Genomic DNA, 16,474 nt, shown 5'->3' with positions numbered 1-16,474 from the left:
ATCGTACCCTCTACTTTGTATTTGTTTGCTGATGCCCCGCTTATTTCACGGATCCCAGCATCCCTTGGACAAATTGTTTTTGTAAAACGAAGAAAATGATGGCCGTCGGCAGTGTGGCGATCACGATGCCGCACATCATCATGCCATAATCAGGTGTATAAGAAGCACCCATAGCCGAAAGAACCAGTGGAACGGTCCGTTTGTCTGGTGATTGCAGGGCAACTAATGGCCATAAATAATTGTTCCAGCTGCCCATAAACGTAATGATCGCAGCAGCTGCATAAGTATTTTTAGCCGTCGGCATGTAGACTCTAAAGAAAATGCTCAGTTCATTCAAGCCATCGATCCGAGCAGCTTCGACTAATTCTCTAGGGAATGCCTTGATATTTTGGCGAAAAAAGAAAATCAAAAAGGCGGTACAGACTGAGGGCAAAATCACGACAGCGAAGGTATTGATCCCGATCGGTGTGCCGCTAAGCTTGCTGAACATCCGATAGAGCGGGATCATTAGCGCGGCAAAAGGCACCATCATCGACAGCAGGAGAATATTAAAGATGCGGTCTTTGGTTTTCGTCCGATAAATCTCAAAGCCATACCCTGCCATGGAGGAGAACAACAGCGCAAAGACGGTCGTAATCACGGCAATCACTGCGGAATTGCCTAATGCCCGAGTAAAATTCAAGTCGGAAGAAAAGAGATTTTGGAAGTTGATGACCAATTGATCGCCAATCATGATTTTTCCAGCAACGATATCAAAGGTTTGATTGGTCATCCCTAGAATCATCCAAACAAATGGAAAAATAGAGATGAAAGCCAAAATCGCCAGAAAGACGTATTTTAAAGTGAGTGAGATTGTTTTCAATTTTCTTTTCCTCCTATTTTCGTTTGGATGATCGATAAGATCACGATCGCAATCACGATAACAAAGGAGACCGCAGCGGCGTACCCAAAGTTTGGCGTGAATTTGTAACTCAAATTGTAGATATATTGCGACAAGGTCGTCGTAGCATTGGCTGGTCCACCGCCAGTGATATTTTGAACTTCATCGAATAATTGCAGCGTACCGATCGTTGAGGTGATCGTGGTAAATAAGATGATTGGACGCAAGTTGGGAATCGTGATTTTGAAGAATTGGTCCCATTTCGTGGCACCATCGATCTCTGCCGCTTCGTAAATACTTGGATCGATATTTTGCATGCCTGAGATGAAAAAAATCATATTGTAGCCAGTCCAACGCCACGTGATGGCAAAAATGATCAGTACTTTTGCCCAAAAAGGATCTGTCAACCATTGGATCGGTGCATCGATCAAGTGTAGCTGTGTCAAAAAGTTATTGACTAACCCATTTGCCGAAAAGAGACTTTTCATGATCAAGGAATAAGAAACCAAGGATGTGATACATGGTAAGAACAAGGCGGTGCGGAACAGCCCTTTAAACTTCAATTTTTTGTCATTCAATATGTTCGATACGATCAGCGCCAAAAAGAGCATGATCGGAACTTGGACTAATAAGTATAAAAACGTATTGCCAAAGGCTTTTTTAAAGGTTGAGTCGCTCAACATCCGCTGATAGTTGCCAAGACCGTTAAAGGTCATCGCAGTTGGTGGTCCTGATTGGAATGACGTGAACAATGCCGAGACCATCGGGATAAAGACCAGCATCGTGATCAAAATGACGGGTAAGGTAATAAAGGCATTGCCGTTTGCAAACCAATTTTTTGTTTTGTTTTTCATTGTAATTCCCCCTTAACACAGAAACTCGCGATCGCTCACGAGTTTCTGCAAAGTTGTTCGATTAGTTTGCAATTTGTGCTTCCACTTGTGATTGTGCTTCTTCTAATACTTTATCGATGTCTTCGCCGTTGATCACTCGCTGCAAGCTTTCAGTCAAGACAGATTCAATGGCATAGGTGTGATTGCCGTAGTTCACGGCTGGAATTTCTTGTGACCATTGAGAGAAATCTTGGAAGACTTTTTGACCGCCATAGAAATCAAGCCCCGACGTATATTCTTCCGTTTCTTCTGCAGCATTCATGGTTGAAACCAAACCGATCTCGGTAGCTAATGTACCCATCAATTCTTTATTTGAAGCAAAGGTATTGGCTAAAAAGTCTTTGGCATTTTCTTCGCCGTCAACCCCTTTGATCACGTACCAGCCTGCTCCGCCGATGCTAGAAGCATTGACTGAATTGCTGTCGCCAGCGATAGATGGGATTGGAGCGATCGCCCATTTGCCGCTTTGGTCTTCCGCGCCTTGAATCGTGCTGGAATACCACGCACCAGTTGGCGCAGAAGCGACATTCCCCGATTGAACGGCATTGACCCCGCCATCCCAATCAGAAACTTGTTCAACTAAGCCTTCATTCAACAATGTTGCTAAGACAGTTAGACCGGCTTTGAAGGATTCATTGTCTTTGATGGTCACAGTGGAGCCATCTTCACCGGTATACCATTCGCCTGTCGATTGCATAATGATTCGTGCCAAGCCAAGATCGCTTGGGTCTAACGACATCATAGCGTGACCCGTTTTTTCTTTGACATCTTTGGCGATGCTGATAAAATCATCCCAAGTAATATCTTCGAGATCAGCTTGCTCATAGCCTGCATCGGTTAAATAGTCTGTGCGGTAAAATAGTCCTGCGACGCCACTGTCAAATGGCACCCCATAAATGACATCGTCGACTTTATTGACCGCAAATTTATAGCTGGAGAAATCCTCCTCATTCACGATATCCGTTAGATCACTAAACGCATCTGGATAAGAAGAAAGGTATCCTTGGATGCGGTAGTCTTCGATCAAAACGATATTTGGTAGTCCGTCCGTATTTCCAGATGCCAGACTCGTATTTAATTTTTGGACGATATCATCTTGCGACATCGTCACGACTTCCACATCGACATCTTGATTTTCATATACTTTTTTGGCTTCATTGACTGCCTTGATGTTGAAGGTCTCATCCCATGCCCAGACCGTGACTTTGTTTGAGGACTCGCCAGAATCCCCAGAGCTTGTGTTGCTGTTTCCGCAAGCCGCCAAAGTCAGCACTGCAGCCGCCGTTACCATCGATGCAAGTAGTTTTTTCATTTTTATCCCTCTTTCCTTTTATTTACATGGCTAACTATACACTGATTTTGTAACCGTATTCAATGATTATGAAAGAGCTTACTAAATTTGTCCAAAAATAGAAAAAAGTTACAATACCTTTCTTTTTTGAAAGCGTTTATAATAAAGAAGAGATATAGGGGGGATACCATGACTATTTTACGCACGGTCTTAGTCGTTGATGATGAGGCAACGATCCGAGATGGATTAAAACATATGATACGTTGGGAACAAGAAGGGTTCCGTCTCTTAGGCGATGCAGCGAACGGGCAAGAAGCATTGGCGCTGATCCATGAACTGAATCCCGACATCGTGATCACGGATTTGAAAATGCCACAAATGGACGGTCTTCAACTCACAACGATCATTCAACAACAATATCCAGAAGTCCATTTTTTGGTCTTGAGCAGCTACGATGATTTCCAATACGTCAGTCAGTCTTTTAGAAATGGTGCCGTAGATTATCTATTAAAACCGACACTGACACCGATACTCTTGTTGAAGACGCTGCACAACATCTCACAAAAGCTGTCACATACAAAAGGCTCCGTGACTGAGGAGACGCAGCTGCAAGAATCGTTGAATCGCTATTTAGCAGGGTATGAAGAACCGTTGGCTCCTTTGGCGGACTACCTTGCATTGGATCAGTCGCAACAGCAAGCCCAAATTTTGACCACCAATTTTAGCGGCTTTCGTGCCAATGATCAGCTGCTGCATGCATTGACGGAATTTACTCAATCACAACCGCAGGTAAAGACGCTCTTTTTTCAAACCAGTAACAAAGATGCCGGCTTAGTGATTAGTTATCCAGAAGGAAAGAATGTTTATTCCTCTTTGAAAGAAACGTTGGAGCAATTGCGTTTTACCGAGCCAGACGCCTTCTTTACTCTCAGTGTGCCCTTTCAAAAGATTGAACAGTTGCGGGACCATTTTGTGACGCTTAAAGCCAAAAGCCAAGGACAATCGTTTTTTTATAAACGACAACGGTTGGTGCCAGAACAAGAACTCTTTTTGTACATCGAAAGTGATCGCTTTGATACGAAGAAGTTCTTACGGGCTTTGTTAGACAACAACTTTTTGTTAGGAATCACCAGAATCGAGGAATATTTCAATGACATGATCTTATCCAATGTCGATCCGACATTCTTAAAACAGCAGGCCAGTAGTATTTTTTACACGTTACTGTCCCGCTTGGAAGAAGAATTCCCCACTGCTCCACGCTTTAGCCGCTTAAAAGCTGAATTTTTGCATGCTATCGGTCACGTGCAGTATTTGGAAGATTTTTCTGATTTATTGTTGGCGACCATCGATGATATTCGTCAACAGCTGACGACCTTATCACCATTGGATGAAGATGATCTACTCGTTGCGATCCAGCGCTTCATTCAAGACAACTACACTAAAAGTCTGTCTTTGTCTGAACTGGCTGAAACCTTTCATTTTAGTTACACCTATCTTTCGGCTTTTCTTTCTGCGAAACTGAAAATGAGCTTTTCTGAGTACGTAAAGAAAACCCGCTTGGATAAAGCCAAAGAACTACTGACACAATCTGATCTGAATCTATCTGAAATCAGTGAAGCGGTCGGGTATTCGGATATTAGCTATTTTTCTCGCATCTTTAAGAAAGAATGTCAGGTCACCCCATCAAAGTATCGGCGGTTGAATCAATTATGAAAATCAACCAATGGATTCAGAAAAATGAATTATTCAGTCGTATCTTCCTCTTTGTTGTCGTCGGGGTCATTAGTGTTTGTCTGCTAACTGTCGTCGTGATCTATGGTCGCTCGAAAGATGCCTATGTTGCTTCGTACCAGAGTTCCAATCAGCTGCTACTGGAAAAAATCCAAGAAGATTATGAGCGTCTGAACGAGAATATCCATCGGATTTTTGACATCGTCGATGAAAGCAAAGCCGTTGAAACATACTTAGAAGGCGACATGAATCAAGGCCGTACGATTTTAGAATTAAACGAGCAATTAAAAGACACCCGCTCTTTGTTTCAAGACATCCCCTCGAATTTAGTGTTGATTGGGGTCAACGGGGGCACTTTCTTTCAAAACGATGCGGTTCGCAATCAATCAGTAGATGATTTTCTCGCCAGTGCCTTTATCCAGCAGATCAATGACAATGACGCCATCAGTCAATATTATTTCTTGGACCAAGGCTTAAGTACCTCCACCAGCGACTCCCCTGGCTTGATGTACGTGCGCAAATTGATGAAAGAAGAAACGATTTTCGGCTATGCCCTGATTTTCTTAAAAGAATCCGATTTTTCTTCGATCTATCGTCAACTCTTAGATACCAGTCTCCACTCGATCTATATCGTCAATGAACAAAATCAAATTCTTTCCACTTCTGATCCGAGCCTTTTAGGCAAGCCGTTTGAAGATCGCCTCGTCACGGTCAAAAGAGATACTAGCATCAATCAGCTGCCCCTTTATTCGTATCATTTTACTTTTTACGATGTTTTGGATGAATCGCATCTAGTACGCAATATGAATCTGATCAAGCCAGCTCTTTTGATTTCTATCGTCAGTATTTTACTCTTTAGTCTGCTGGCATTTTGGATCATCCGCAACATCACCCAACCGATTTATCAGCTGATTGCCAAGCTGCCTGCGGTCACACAAGGCGATTTCAGCGACAAGGTTACCATCAACGGGACGTACGAAACACGAGAATTGGGGCGTGCCTATAATTTGATGCTAGAGGACTTGGAATCTTATGTCGATCATTTAATGGTTACAGAAGCCGAAAAACGTAAGTTTGAGATTCGTTCACTGCAAATGCAGATCCAACCGCATTTTGTCTACAACACATTGACTGCCATCAAGTTTTTGATCTGGCAAAACGAGCAAGAAGCCGCCACCCAAGCGATTGAAAGCTTTGTCCAATTGTTGCGGCACACCTTTAACCGCAAAGAGATCGTCCCCTTAAAGGATGAGCTAGCGATCGTGGAAGAATACCTCGTGTTAATGAACGTACGTTACGGCAATCGCATCCAATCGACGATTTTTTCAGAAGATGGCTGTGAAGATATTCTTGTACCGAAGATGATTTTGCAACCGATTATCGAAAATGCCTACCTGCATGCCTTTCCCGAAGAGGATTCAGGATTGATCCAGATTTTTTCTCGCGTCAGTAAGGAAGGCCTGAAAATTGAGATCATCGATACGGGCATCGGGTTCAATGAAGAGCAGCCAACCAGCACCGCCAACCACTTTGAACACTATTCGGGTATTGGTTTAGACAATATTGATCAGCGTATCAAGCTGCTCTATGGGGAAAAATACGGATTGACTGTAGAATCACGCATCAACGAAGGAACCACCGTTCGCTTGCTGCTGCCGATCCAGCGGGAGGAACAAAACTGAGCCAAAGAACTGGTTCTGCACTTTGCCGTTAGTTCTTCAATGCTTCGTTCACTACAAAAAACCTACCGTCCTTGATAGATACCCATCAAGAACGGTAGGTTTTGTTTCCTTATTCAAAGACGGTCATTTCTTGTCCGTCAATAGTGATCAAGCTGCCAAAAGGATGTCGTTGCGCATTTGCAAAGCTTCGATTGCGAAACAGCACCTGAACCTTTTCCAACCCTTCCATACAAATTCGATAACCGCTTCCTTCTGGTTCAATAGAAATTGTTCCAGCTGGCACGCCCTGCTGATCACAGACTTCAGCAGAAACTGCTTCCGTTATTTCAAAGGCATGAACGATCAGGTTTTTGGTGTAGTCATAGGCGGCGGTCTGTTCAACGCTTCCTTCAATGATCAGTGAATTCGGTCGTACCATCAACGGTAGATTGAAATAGTCATAGCGTTCTTCCCACCATTTTTGGCCTTCATAGCGTTTGTTGTCTAAATAATTTGTCCAAGTTCCAGCTGGCAGATAGAACGGAACCTTTCCTTGCTCATTAAAAATCGGCGCAACTAGTAAGCGATCCCCCAGCATATACTGCTTATCAATGGCATAAACCGTAGGATCCTTTGGAAACTCTAGCATCAATGGACGCATCAGGGGAATGCCCGTTTTTGCAGTGGTTGCTGCTTGACGATAAATATAAGGCATCAGGCGGTTTTTCAATTTTGAAAAATATTGACTGACTTTTGCTGCTTCTTCTCCAAAATTCCATGGTACCCGATATTCAACATTGCCATGGTAACGACTGTGGGTCGACAATAAACCAAATTGCGTCCAACGTTTATACAGGTCGGAGGTCGCTTGTTCTTCAAACCCGCCGATATCATGGCTCCAAAATCCAAAACCAGATAAGACAAAGGATAAGCCACCACGCAGAGACTCTGCCATCGAAGAATATTCAGATAAATTGTCGCCTCCCCAATGGACAGGAAATTTTTGGGAACCGACAGAAGCAGAACGGGCAAAAAGAACGGCTTGATTTTCCCGCATTTCCGCCAGCAGTTCAAAGACGGTTTCATTGTATAGATAGGCATAATAATTGTGCATTTTTTTTGGATCTGATCCGTCATAATAGACGGCATCTTCAGGGATCCGCTCACCGAAATCCGTCTTAAAGGAATCAACACCTAATTCAATCAATTCCTTTAAGCGATCTTTATACCATTGACGAGCCTCTGGATTGGTAAAATCAATGATCCCTTGTCCAGCTTGCCAAAGATCCCACTGCCAGACTTCACCTGCATGGTTCTTAATAAAGTACCCTTTCTCTTTGCATTCTTGATATACAGAGGCTTTTTGCCCAATGTAAGGGTTGATCCATAAACTGACTTTTAATCCTTTATCATGGATTTTCTTTAGTAATCCTTTCGGATCAGGAAACAATTCGTCATTCCATTCAAACCCACACCATTCAAATTCCTTCATCCAGAAACAATCAAAATGAAAGACATCAAAAGGAATATCACGAGCTTGCATTTCATCGATAAAGTGCATCACTGTTTCTTCACTATAATCTGTCGTAAATGAAGTGGATAGCCATAAGCCAAAAGACCATGCTGGCGGTAAGGCGGGTTTTCCTGTCATGTCGGTGTATTTTTCTAGAATGGCTTTCATATCTGGTCCATAGATGATGTAATAGTCCAGACGCTGCCCCTCGACACTGAATTGCGTGCGGGAAACGTTCTCAGAAGCCACTTCAAAGGAAACCGCTTCGGGATGATCAACAAAAATACCGTAGCCTTTATTCGTCAAATAAAACGGAATATTTTTGTATGCCTGCTCGCTACCCGTACCACCGTCTTGATTCCAAATATCAACGGTTTGACCGTTCTTGATAAAAGGAGTGAACCGTTCCCCTAATCCGTAAACAAGTTCATAAGGATCTAGCGAAAGCTGTTCTCGCATATACTGCTTGCCGTCATTTCCCGAAATTTTAGCCTGTGCTTTAGGCATGGAAGAAGTCAACAAGCTACCTTCTCCGAAAAAGTCGATTTTAAAAGCCGCTTGTTTAGGGACTTTCGCTTCCAATGATCCAGATTTGAAGATATACATGTCTTCGTTATCGGTATCGATCTTCACGTCTGCCGGTTGAGTATCTAGTGCAAACGACGGGGCGTGCATCGTCTGGTCATGATGCACCAAGCTGACTTTGATCACATCGTTTTGCGGAGTCGAAAACGTGAGTGTGGTTAAACCAAGGTTTAAGGTATCGCCACGCCGCTGAATCTCTTGATAGGGCAGATAAAGGGTCAATTGCTCCTTTTCTACCTTATGATCATAAGCAATTCGGGGATGCTCAAGTTTGACGCCTTCTTTTGCCAGCCAATAGCCATTTGTAAATTTCATCTTCTTTTCCTCCTACTTTACTGCACCATCTGAGATGCCTTTCACTACATGTTTTTGCAAGGCAATAAACAAGAGAATGATTGGCAGAACAACGATCACCAGAGCGGCTAGCGCTAAATGCCATTGCTTGTTAAATTCGCCGAAGAAATAAAACATCCGCAAGGGAATCGTATACATTCCGGCTTTATTAATACTTAATGAAGGCAATAAATAGTCATTCCAAAACCACAATGTATTCAAAACAATCACCGTTACCGTCGTTGGTTTCAACAAAGGCAATATTACTTTCCAATAAATCTGAAAGGTATTCGCCCCATCAATGATCGCTGCTTCATCCAGCGAACGTGGAATGCCTCTTAACGCACCATAATACAAAAAAGTCGACATACTGACAGCCAATCCCAAGTACATTATCATTAGACCCGGCTGATTTAACAAATTCATTCGTCCAAAAAGAGAAATCAGTGGAATCATGATCCCTTGAAAAGGGATCAGCAAGCCGATGGCAACAACAAAATAGAGGACTGAACTTAAGCGGCTGGTATTTCTCGATAAAGCGTATGCTGCCATCGAAGAAACAAAGACCACCAAGATCAAAGAACCGACAGTAATCAACAATGAATTCATTAAACTTCTGATGAAATCCAGTTTTTCTAACGCCTCTTGATAATTCTCAAAGGACAATCCGCTAGGCAGCGACAACGTACTCTGAAAGATCTCTGCTTTTGTTTTAAATGAATTGATCACGATCAAGAAAAACGGATAAAACCATAAGCACGCAAGTAAAAGACCACTTACGATCAGCAGACTGTGCTGCAGCTTTTTTTTCTTCTGCCGTCTACTTTTTGTTTTTACTTTTTTAGTAGAGGAGTGACGAGTCTCTATCATGCGCTGATCTCCTTTCTGCGGGTAATTGAGATTTGAATAATGGAAATAATGACAATGATCACCAGAAATATCATCGCTTTTGACTGAGCAAAGCCCATTTTTCTCATTGAAAAAGCTTCATTGTAAATATTCATGGCTGCCATCTGAGTCGAATTGAACGGTCCCCCCTGTGTCAACGCCAAGTTTTGATCATAGATTTTAAAGGCATTTGACAGCGTCAAAAACAATGTCACGGTAAACGCGGGCATCAGCATGGGTAGTTTGATTCGGAAAAAGACTTGTAGCGGATTGGCGCCGTCCATATCTGCTGCTTCTAAAATTTCTTCTGGAATATTATTTAGAAACGAAATATAGATCAACATCATATACCCGCTCATCTGCCAGACGAACAAGATAACCAAACCCCAAAAGCCTGTTTCTGGTGTATTCAACCAGCCATTAAAAAAATTGATCCCAGTCAAATCGGCGATACTCTCGAATGCTTTGTTAAAAATAAATTGCCATATAAATCCTAGTATGATCCCACCAATTAAGTTCGGCATGAAAAAGACGGTCCGAAATAGAGTGGTCCAGCGTCCTAGTTTTTGCGTGACTAAAGTTGCTAACAACAGCGCGATGACATTGATCAAGATCACACTGTAAACAGAAAATTTCGCCGTGAACAACAAGCTGTTGATGAACGCCTGATCTTTAAAAGCGCGCAAGTAGTTATCCAATCCGATAAAGTCGCTGATCGTATTGCCATTCCAGTTGGTCAGTGAGTAATATCCCCCTGTAAATAAAGGAATAAACAGAACGACCAATAATGCGACGAATGCCGGTGCTAGCAGCAGCCAAAATGATTTTGAACGATTTGTTAACATACAGCTCCTCCTATGATTTCCTTGATTTTGCCTATCCTGCGCGCATCACTGCAGGATAGGCATCACTTTGGTTATTGACGTTCTTGCGCCCAGCTGCTTTTCAGCTGATCAGTAAACTCAGTCCATGAGATTTGATCGGCTGCATAAGCCTGGAACTGAACCCCAAAAATATTTTGTCCGTATCCATCTGGATAAGAGTTATGGACCCAAGGAACCGTTTGGCCATTCGTTAAATACGTATAAATGTCATTGGACAACGGATCAGAAATATCGTCACTGGAGAAGTTCGTATAAGCTGGAATAAACTCAAAATCATCGATGATCGCGGTCATCGCCTCTTCATCGGTATACATCCATGTCAAAAATTGTATGGAGGCATCGATCACTTCTTGTTCCTTATCTTTGTTGACACCCCAATACCAAGCTGGTCCGGCTACGATTTTGCTGCCGTCTCCCACTTGCATTGGGACGATCGCTAATTTTTCTTTTGCAAATGTATCATCCAAGCTGTTTAATGTAGGAACGATCCAATTGCCTTGATGAATGATGGCAACCTTCTCACTGGCAAATAATTCTTCGACTGAAGTGCTGTAATCCATTGATTCCAACGGTTGAGCATTGTATTGGATCGCCAGATCAGCGTAATCTTTCAGTTGTGCCTCATAAGTTAAATGAAGCTCTTTGGCTTCCAGTGTTTCTTTCAAGCTATCATTAAATTCAGGTGCAAAAAAGTTCGAACTGAATTGACTGGAAACCCATGTTTCACCGCCGCTGAAGCCGAATACACCGTCTAATCCTAACTCTTCTTTCTTACTATCTAACGTTTCTACTGCCTCCTTAAAATCGGCAAATGTTTCAATCGCTTCACTATCGATTCCCGCTTGCTGAAACAGCTCTTTATTGATCAGCCAACCGTAGCCTTCGATATTCATCGGCAAGCCATAGACTGTCTCATTCAGTGTTGCCCCTTCCAACGTTCCCTCAATTGCTTTTTGGGCTAATTCTGTTTCCCCAAGGTCATATAACTTGTGTTCCCATGTTTGCGTATCTGCTAGTCCCCCCAGCATAAAAATGTCCGGTTCATCACCAGATGAAAATTTTGATTGGAGAGCCGCTGTGGCGTCCGTTCCTCCACCTACAGTAGTCATATTGATTTTTATGTCCTCATGGCTTTCTTCAAAAGCCGCAACCAATCGATCCATCTGTTCTGCAGTCTCTGTCTTGATGTTAAAAACTTCTAGTGTTACACTACCATCATCTGAGGTACCGCTTCCAGAATTTCCGCAACCAGCAATTCCGATCACACTTAACATAGTAGCAGCCGTCAACAAAATTCTCTTTTTCATCATTGTTCCCTCCTCAATCAATTCGATCACAAATTGATTATATTGATATTTCGGCCCTTCTGTAATCGTTATCTTAACCGAAATACCTTGTAATATTGATGAAAATGGAGGAGACAGATGGTAACCCAACCCTATATTTTTACGCCAAACCCTAGTGAATATGATATTGATACTTCTTTAAAAGAGATCACGGAACATGGTGACAGCTTGTTTCCAGTCAGTGTTTATTTGACAAATCATCCTGCTGATCAAGCAAATATGATTCACACCCATTGGCATCGCGAGCTCGAAATCCTGTATATTTTTCGAGGAAAGATGGAAATAAAGGTCGAAGGTGTTTCTTATATCGCTAAAGAAGGCGAGCTTGTATTTATCCCTGCCAATCAGCTACATGAGGCATTAAATTATCAGCAAACAGCTTGTACCTTCTTTGCTATCGTCTTTGACTCGACCTTTATTGAGAGCCGCGTCTCTGATTTGATCCAGCAGTCCTATCTGGACCCGTTGCTTCATTCCGCGGATCAGCAAGCGATTCATATCACAAGTGATTTCGTTTCTCATATGAACATTCAACAGGCATTGACTCATATTATAGATTTATTTGCATTAAAGGAACCATTGTATGAGCTGGCGATCAAAGCGGAACTCTTTTTATTTATTAAATATCTTTGTCAAAATACCCAATACATTAACCGCAATAAGAAACCTATCGACAGTAAAAGCAAACTCAATACGTACAAATGCAAGAAAATCCTACTTTTTATTGAAGAAAATTATCAACGTCCAGTGGCACTTGAGGAAATCAGTCAATATATTGGCTATAGCAAAGAACATTTCTGCCGTTTTTTTAAAAGAAATTTCCAGATGAGCTTTTTTACTTATCTAAATAAGTTTCGCATCAAAAAAGCGGAGTATCTCTTACTCCATACGGATTTAAAAATCATCGAAATCGCATTGGAAACTGGGTTTGATGATCCGAATTACTTTACGACACTTTTCAAAAGGGAGACCGCTTTGACCCCTTCCAACTATCGCAAACGACCAAGCAACACCACGAGTTTATAATTCTGAAAATCAATAAAACAAGGGTATCCCGCTAGTTGAAAAAGCGGAACACCCTTGTTTACTTTTTATAAATGAACTGGCTTAAGCCAAATCTTCCCCATTTGAGGCAATCACTTTTTTGTACCAATAAAAGGATTGCTTTTTGCTGCGGGCTAATGTGCCATTGCCTTCATTGTCGCGATCGACATAGATATAGCCATAGCGTTTCTTCATTTCTCCGGTTCCTGCAGAAACCAAATCGATACAGCCCCATGAAGTATAGCCCAACAGTTCCACACCGTCTTGGTCAATGGCTTCTTTCATCGCAGCGATGTGCGCACGTAAATACTCGATGCGATACACATCATTGATTTTTCCATCTTCGTTTGGTGTATCCACCGCTCCTAGACCATTTTCGACGATGAAAAGCGGTTTTTGGTAACGATCATAAAGATCATTCATCGTGATCCGCAAACCAAGCGGATCAATCTGCCAGCCCCATTCCGACGCTTCTAAATACGGATTTTTAATGGTCGGGAACAAGTTGCCTTCCGTTTTCTCAACACCGGAATCTTCTGAAGCAGCGACCCGAGAGGCATAGTAAGAAAAGGAAATAAAATCGACGGTATGGGCTTTTAATAAAGCCGTATCTTCGGCGGTTTGTTCCAAAGTGATTCCTTTTTCCGCTAGCATCTTCAAACCATAATTTGGATATTCTCCTCGCGATTGCACATCGATAAAGAAATAGTTGCCGCGATCGCTTTTTTTGCTTTCCCAGACATCTTTCGGATTGCAGCTGTAAGGATAATAACTAGCCGCTGCCAGCATACAGCCTACTTTGTTTTCTGGATCGATCTCGTGGGCGATTTTTGTTGCCAACGCACTAGCGACTAACTCATGATGAGCAGCTTGATATTTGATTTGTTCTTCATTTTCGCCCTCAGCAAAGGTCAGCCCTGCACCGAGAAACGGGGCATGCAAGATCATATTGATTTCATTAAAGGTCAGCCAGTACTTCACCAATCCTTTGTATCGAGTGAAGATCGCCCGACAAAGGTTTTCGTAAAAGGCAATCATCTTACGGTTGCGCCAACCGCCATATTCTTTGATCAGATGGATCGGACAGTCAAAATGCGTGATCGTCACCAAAGGTTCGATTTGGTATTTGCGGCACTCCAAAAACAGTTCTTCATAAAAGCGCAAGCCTTCTTCATTAGGGGTTTCTTCGTCGCCCTTCGGAAAAATTCTTGACCAAGCAATCGATAAACGATAGGTTTTAAAGCCCATCTCCGCAAACAAGGCGATATCTTCTTTGAAATGATGGTACATATCGATCGCTTCTTTGGCTGGATAGAAATACCCTTCTTCAAAGGCAAGCATCTCACGCTTGCCGGTAATGACTGCTCGTCGCTCCTTGCCAGTCGGAATCACATCGACATTAGCAAGTCCACGTCCTCCTTGATCAAACCCGCCTTCACATTGATTAGCGGCTGTTGCGCCGCCCCATAAAAAGTTTTCTGGAAATCCCATGTCTTATTCTCCTTTTTTAGCCAATCACTTTGATGATTTGATCGCCAAACGTGATCGGACCACTGTTTGCCGTCAAAATGTCGCCAACTTCTGCACTGTTGGTGATAACGATCGGCGTGATCACTGGATAACCTTTTTCTTTGATAAACTCGATATCAAACGTAATCAAAGGATCGCCAACTGTCACCTTTTGTCCTTTTTCTACTTGATAGGCATAGCCTTCGCCATTCAATTGCACTGTATCGATCCCCACGTGAATCAGCAGCTCAATGCCTTCCTCACTGGTCAATCCAATGGCATGTTTGGAATCAAAGACTGCTGTGACAGTCCCGTTGACTGGTGCTAGCACTTCTCCAACGGTTGGCTCGATCGCTACCCCTTGTCCAAGAATTTCTTCTGAAAACATGCCGTCATTGACTGCTTGCAGGCTTTTTAGTTCCCCTTTTAAAGGTGCTTTGATCTCCGCGCCGATGATTTGATGGGTTGGTTCTTGCTCTTTGTCTGCTGGTGTTGCTTCAGGTGCTTCTTCTGTGACAGGGTCTTTGTATAAGAATAATGTCGCAATAAATGTGACCACGATACTGATTGCCGCACCGATACAGGCATTGGTCAAATGACGTAAGGTGTCATCGCCGATATAGCTTGGCAAAGTCAACAGGCCTGGTGACCCTCCTGAGAAATTGCGGACACGCATGATCCCCATAAATAGACCACCAAATCCGCCACCGATCATTGCTGCATACAAGGGTGTTTTAAACCGCAAATTGACCCCATACAACGCCGGTTCAGTAATGCCGAATAGCCCAGTCAGACCAGCAGAAAATGCCAATTGTTTGATCGTAGAATCTTTTGATTTAAAACCAACGCCGATAGCTGCAGCTCCCTGACTGACGTTTGAAGCCAGCATGCCAGGGTAGATCACTGTGTCATAACCTGTGGTCATCCGGTTGTTGATGCCGATAGGAACCAATCCATAGTGGGTACCCGTTGCCACGAACAATGGCGTGAAGGCACCAATCAGTAATGGAACGATCCATGGGCTGACCGTTTCTAGGGCTTGGATCCCTGCAGAGATCGCTTCACTGATCATGTAGCCTAGAGGGCCTAAAGCAACTAATGCGACTGTTCCTACGACGAAGATCGTTAGCAACGGTTTGCTGAAGAATTTGATTGCTTTTGGCGAGACTTTATCGGCGATCGGTTCAACGTAAGACATGAACCAAACACTCAAGATGATTGGGATCACCGATGATGAGTAACTCACTGGTGAAATCGGCAAGCCGAATAAATGGATGCCGCCGCCTGTCTCATTGACTGCTGTCACCATCGCGATAAAGTTCGGATGGAGTAAAATCCCCCCCACCATCATAGCTAAGTACATATTGGCTTTGAATTTTTGTGCAGAAGAAGCAGCCAGCAAAATCGGCAAGAAGTAGAACGCAGCATCTGCCATAAAGTTTAGGATTTGGTAACTTTGACTTACTGCCGTCAAGACATTGAAGACCACCAGCAACGAAAGGACCGCTTTTAACATCCCAGCTGCCGTGATGGCTGGCAAGATCGGGGTGAAGATCCCAGTGATCGTATCGATAATTTTCGCTACACGTACGCGATCGTCTTCTTCTGTTTCTTGATCACTAGTCAAATTGGTTTGGGCAGTGATTTCGTTGTAGACATTGCCAACATCACTGCCGATGATCACTTGGTACTGTCCGCCCTTGTTGACCACACCCATGATGCCTGGTGTGTGTTTTAAAGTGCTTTCTTGTGTTTTGCTGTCATCTTTCAAGTTGAAGCGCAAGCGTGTCGCACAATGGGTCAAGCTTTGGATATTTTCTTCCCCACCAACATTGGTGATGATCGTTTTTGCTAATTCTTTGTAATTCATGTCGTTCCTCCTATTTTGGTCTTTCGCTTGTTTTTGTGTGTCAAAC

Annotated in this window: 11 protein-coding genes and 1 pseudogene; 3 read left to right on the top strand and 9 right to left on the bottom strand. The window is 43.0% G+C overall.

The window, feature by feature from the left end; genetic code table 11:
• Window positions 1-40: 40 nt before the first annotated feature.
• From IGJ44_RS05735 to IGJ44_RS05725, 3 genes and pseudogenes are all read right to left on the bottom strand, one after another.
• A pseudogene (locus IGJ44_RS05735) lies at window positions 41-856 on the bottom strand (carbohydrate ABC transporter permease); the annotation flags it as partial.
• A 2-nt stretch (window positions 857-858) separates the two neighbouring features.
• Entirely contained in the window at window positions 859-1,734 is an 876-nt protein-coding gene (locus IGJ44_RS05730) for a carbohydrate ABC transporter permease (RefSeq protein ID WP_010747841.1), read from the bottom strand.
• Between the two features lie 61 nt (window positions 1,735-1,795).
• On the bottom strand, window positions 1,796-3,085 hold the full coding sequence (locus IGJ44_RS05725) for an ABC transporter substrate-binding protein (protein WP_430606297.1): 1,290 nt from the start codon (window positions 3,083-3,085) through the stop codon (window positions 1,796-1,798).
• Between the two features lie 168 nt (window positions 3,086-3,253).
• Here IGJ44_RS05725 and IGJ44_RS05720 point away from each other — a divergent pair, with 168 nt between their 5' ends.
• Both IGJ44_RS05720 and IGJ44_RS05715 read left to right on the top strand, forming a co-directional pair.
• Window positions 3,254-4,777, top strand: a complete 1,524-nt coding sequence (locus IGJ44_RS05720) for a response regulator transcription factor (RefSeq protein WP_167826786.1) — start codon at window positions 3,254-3,256, stop codon at window positions 4,775-4,777.
• Window positions 4,774-6,477: a sensor histidine kinase gene (locus IGJ44_RS05715; RefSeq protein ID WP_430606294.1), complete on the top strand. Its 1,704-nt coding sequence runs from the start codon at window positions 4,774-4,776 to the stop codon at window positions 6,475-6,477. The genes IGJ44_RS05720 and IGJ44_RS05715 overlap by 4 nt, the downstream gene beginning before the upstream one ends.
• Window positions 6,478-6,586: 109 nt before the next feature.
• On the opposite strand, the gene yicI is transcribed toward IGJ44_RS05715, so the two are convergent.
• From yicI to IGJ44_RS05695, 4 genes are all read right to left on the bottom strand, one after another.
• Window positions 6,587-8,869 carry an alpha-xylosidase gene (gene yicI, locus IGJ44_RS05710; RefSeq protein ID WP_430606292.1) on the bottom strand — a complete coding sequence of 761 codons (2,283 nt, stop codon included), beginning with the start codon at window positions 8,867-8,869 and terminating at the stop codon, window positions 6,587-6,589.
• Window positions 8,870-8,881: 12 nt separating this feature from the next.
• Window positions 8,882-9,757 (bottom strand): carbohydrate ABC transporter permease, encoded by an 876-nt coding sequence (locus tag IGJ44_RS05705; protein ID WP_430606290.1) that lies wholly within the window; start codon window positions 9,755-9,757, stop codon window positions 8,882-8,884.
• The gene (locus tag IGJ44_RS05700; RefSeq protein WP_430606288.1) at window positions 9,754-10,620 is read right to left on the bottom strand and encodes a carbohydrate ABC transporter permease; all 867 of its coding nucleotides are present in this window, start codon (window positions 10,618-10,620) and stop codon (window positions 9,754-9,756) included. Before IGJ44_RS05700 ends, IGJ44_RS05705 begins: the two co-directional genes overlap by 4 nt.
• 71 nt (window positions 10,621-10,691) lie before the next feature.
• Window positions 10,692-11,966 carry an ABC transporter substrate-binding protein gene (locus IGJ44_RS05695; RefSeq protein WP_035006650.1) on the bottom strand — a complete coding sequence of 425 codons (1,275 nt, stop codon included), beginning with the start codon at window positions 11,964-11,966 and terminating at the stop codon, window positions 10,692-10,694.
• Between the two features lie 117 nt (window positions 11,967-12,083).
• Between IGJ44_RS05695 and IGJ44_RS05690 the strand changes: the two genes are divergently transcribed.
• On the top strand, window positions 12,084-13,031 hold the full coding sequence (locus tag IGJ44_RS05690) for an AraC family transcriptional regulator (protein ID WP_430606286.1): 948 nt from the start codon (window positions 12,084-12,086) through the stop codon (window positions 13,029-13,031).
• A gap of 81 nt (window positions 13,032-13,112) precedes the next feature.
• Here IGJ44_RS05690 and IGJ44_RS05685 read toward each other — a convergent pair whose 3' ends face one another.
• Window positions 13,113-14,540: a 6-phospho-beta-glucosidase gene (locus IGJ44_RS05685; protein ID WP_194193042.1), complete on the bottom strand. Its 1,428-nt coding sequence runs from the start codon at window positions 14,538-14,540 to the stop codon at window positions 13,113-13,115.
• A gap of 16 nt (window positions 14,541-14,556) precedes the next feature.
• Entirely contained in the window at window positions 14,557-16,428 is a 1,872-nt protein-coding gene (locus IGJ44_RS05680; RefSeq protein ID WP_430606284.1) for a beta-glucoside-specific PTS transporter subunit IIABC, read from the bottom strand.
• Window positions 16,429-16,474 lie beyond the last annotated feature (46 nt).

It is taken from the genome of Enterococcus sp. DIV1368d, assembly GCF_050542975.1.
GTDB classification, from domain to species: domain Bacteria; phylum Bacillota; class Bacilli; order Lactobacillales; family Enterococcaceae; genus Enterococcus_D; species Enterococcus_D casseliflavus.
The sequence above is the reverse complement of the archived record's forward strand: the minus strand, read 5'-3'. Positions and strand labels throughout refer to the sequence as shown.

What these genes read in the sequence shown, in the direction of transcription:
- IGJ44_RS05730 (WP_010747841.1), bottom strand. Translation starts at nt 1,734, where the DNA reads ATGAAAAACAAAACAAAAAATTGGTTTGCAAACGGCAATGCCTTTATT.
- IGJ44_RS05725 (WP_430606297.1), bottom strand. Translation starts at nt 3,085, where the DNA reads ATGAAAAAACTACTTGCATCGATGGTAACGGCGGCTGCAGTGCTGACT.
- IGJ44_RS05720 (WP_167826786.1), top strand. Translation starts at nt 3,254, where the DNA reads ATGACTATTTTACGCACGGTCTTAGTCGTTGATGATGAGGCAACGATC.
- IGJ44_RS05715 (WP_430606294.1), top strand. Translation starts at nt 4,774, where the DNA reads ATGAAAATCAACCAATGGATTCAGAAAAATGAATTATTCAGTCGTATC.
- yicI (WP_430606292.1), bottom strand. Translation starts at nt 8,869, where the DNA reads ATGAAATTTACAAATGGCTATTGGCTGGCAAAAGAAGGCGTCAAACTT.
- IGJ44_RS05705 (WP_430606290.1), bottom strand. Translation starts at nt 9,757, where the DNA reads ATGATAGAGACTCGTCACTCCTCTACTAAAAAAGTAAAAACAAAAAGT.
- IGJ44_RS05700 (WP_430606288.1), bottom strand. Translation starts at nt 10,620, where the DNA reads ATGTTAACAAATCGTTCAAAATCATTTTGGCTGCTGCTAGCACCGGCA.
- IGJ44_RS05695 (WP_035006650.1), bottom strand. Translation starts at nt 11,966, where the DNA reads ATGAAAAAGAGAATTTTGTTGACGGCTGCTACTATGTTAAGTGTGATC.
- IGJ44_RS05690 (WP_430606286.1), top strand. Translation starts at nt 12,084, where the DNA reads ATGGTAACCCAACCCTATATTTTTACGCCAAACCCTAGTGAATATGAT.
- IGJ44_RS05685 (WP_194193042.1), bottom strand. Translation starts at nt 14,540, where the DNA reads ATGGGATTTCCAGAAAACTTTTTATGGGGCGGCGCAACAGCCGCTAAT.
- IGJ44_RS05680 (WP_430606284.1), bottom strand. Translation starts at nt 16,428, where the DNA reads ATGAATTACAAAGAATTAGCAAAAACGATCATCACCAATGTTGGTGGG.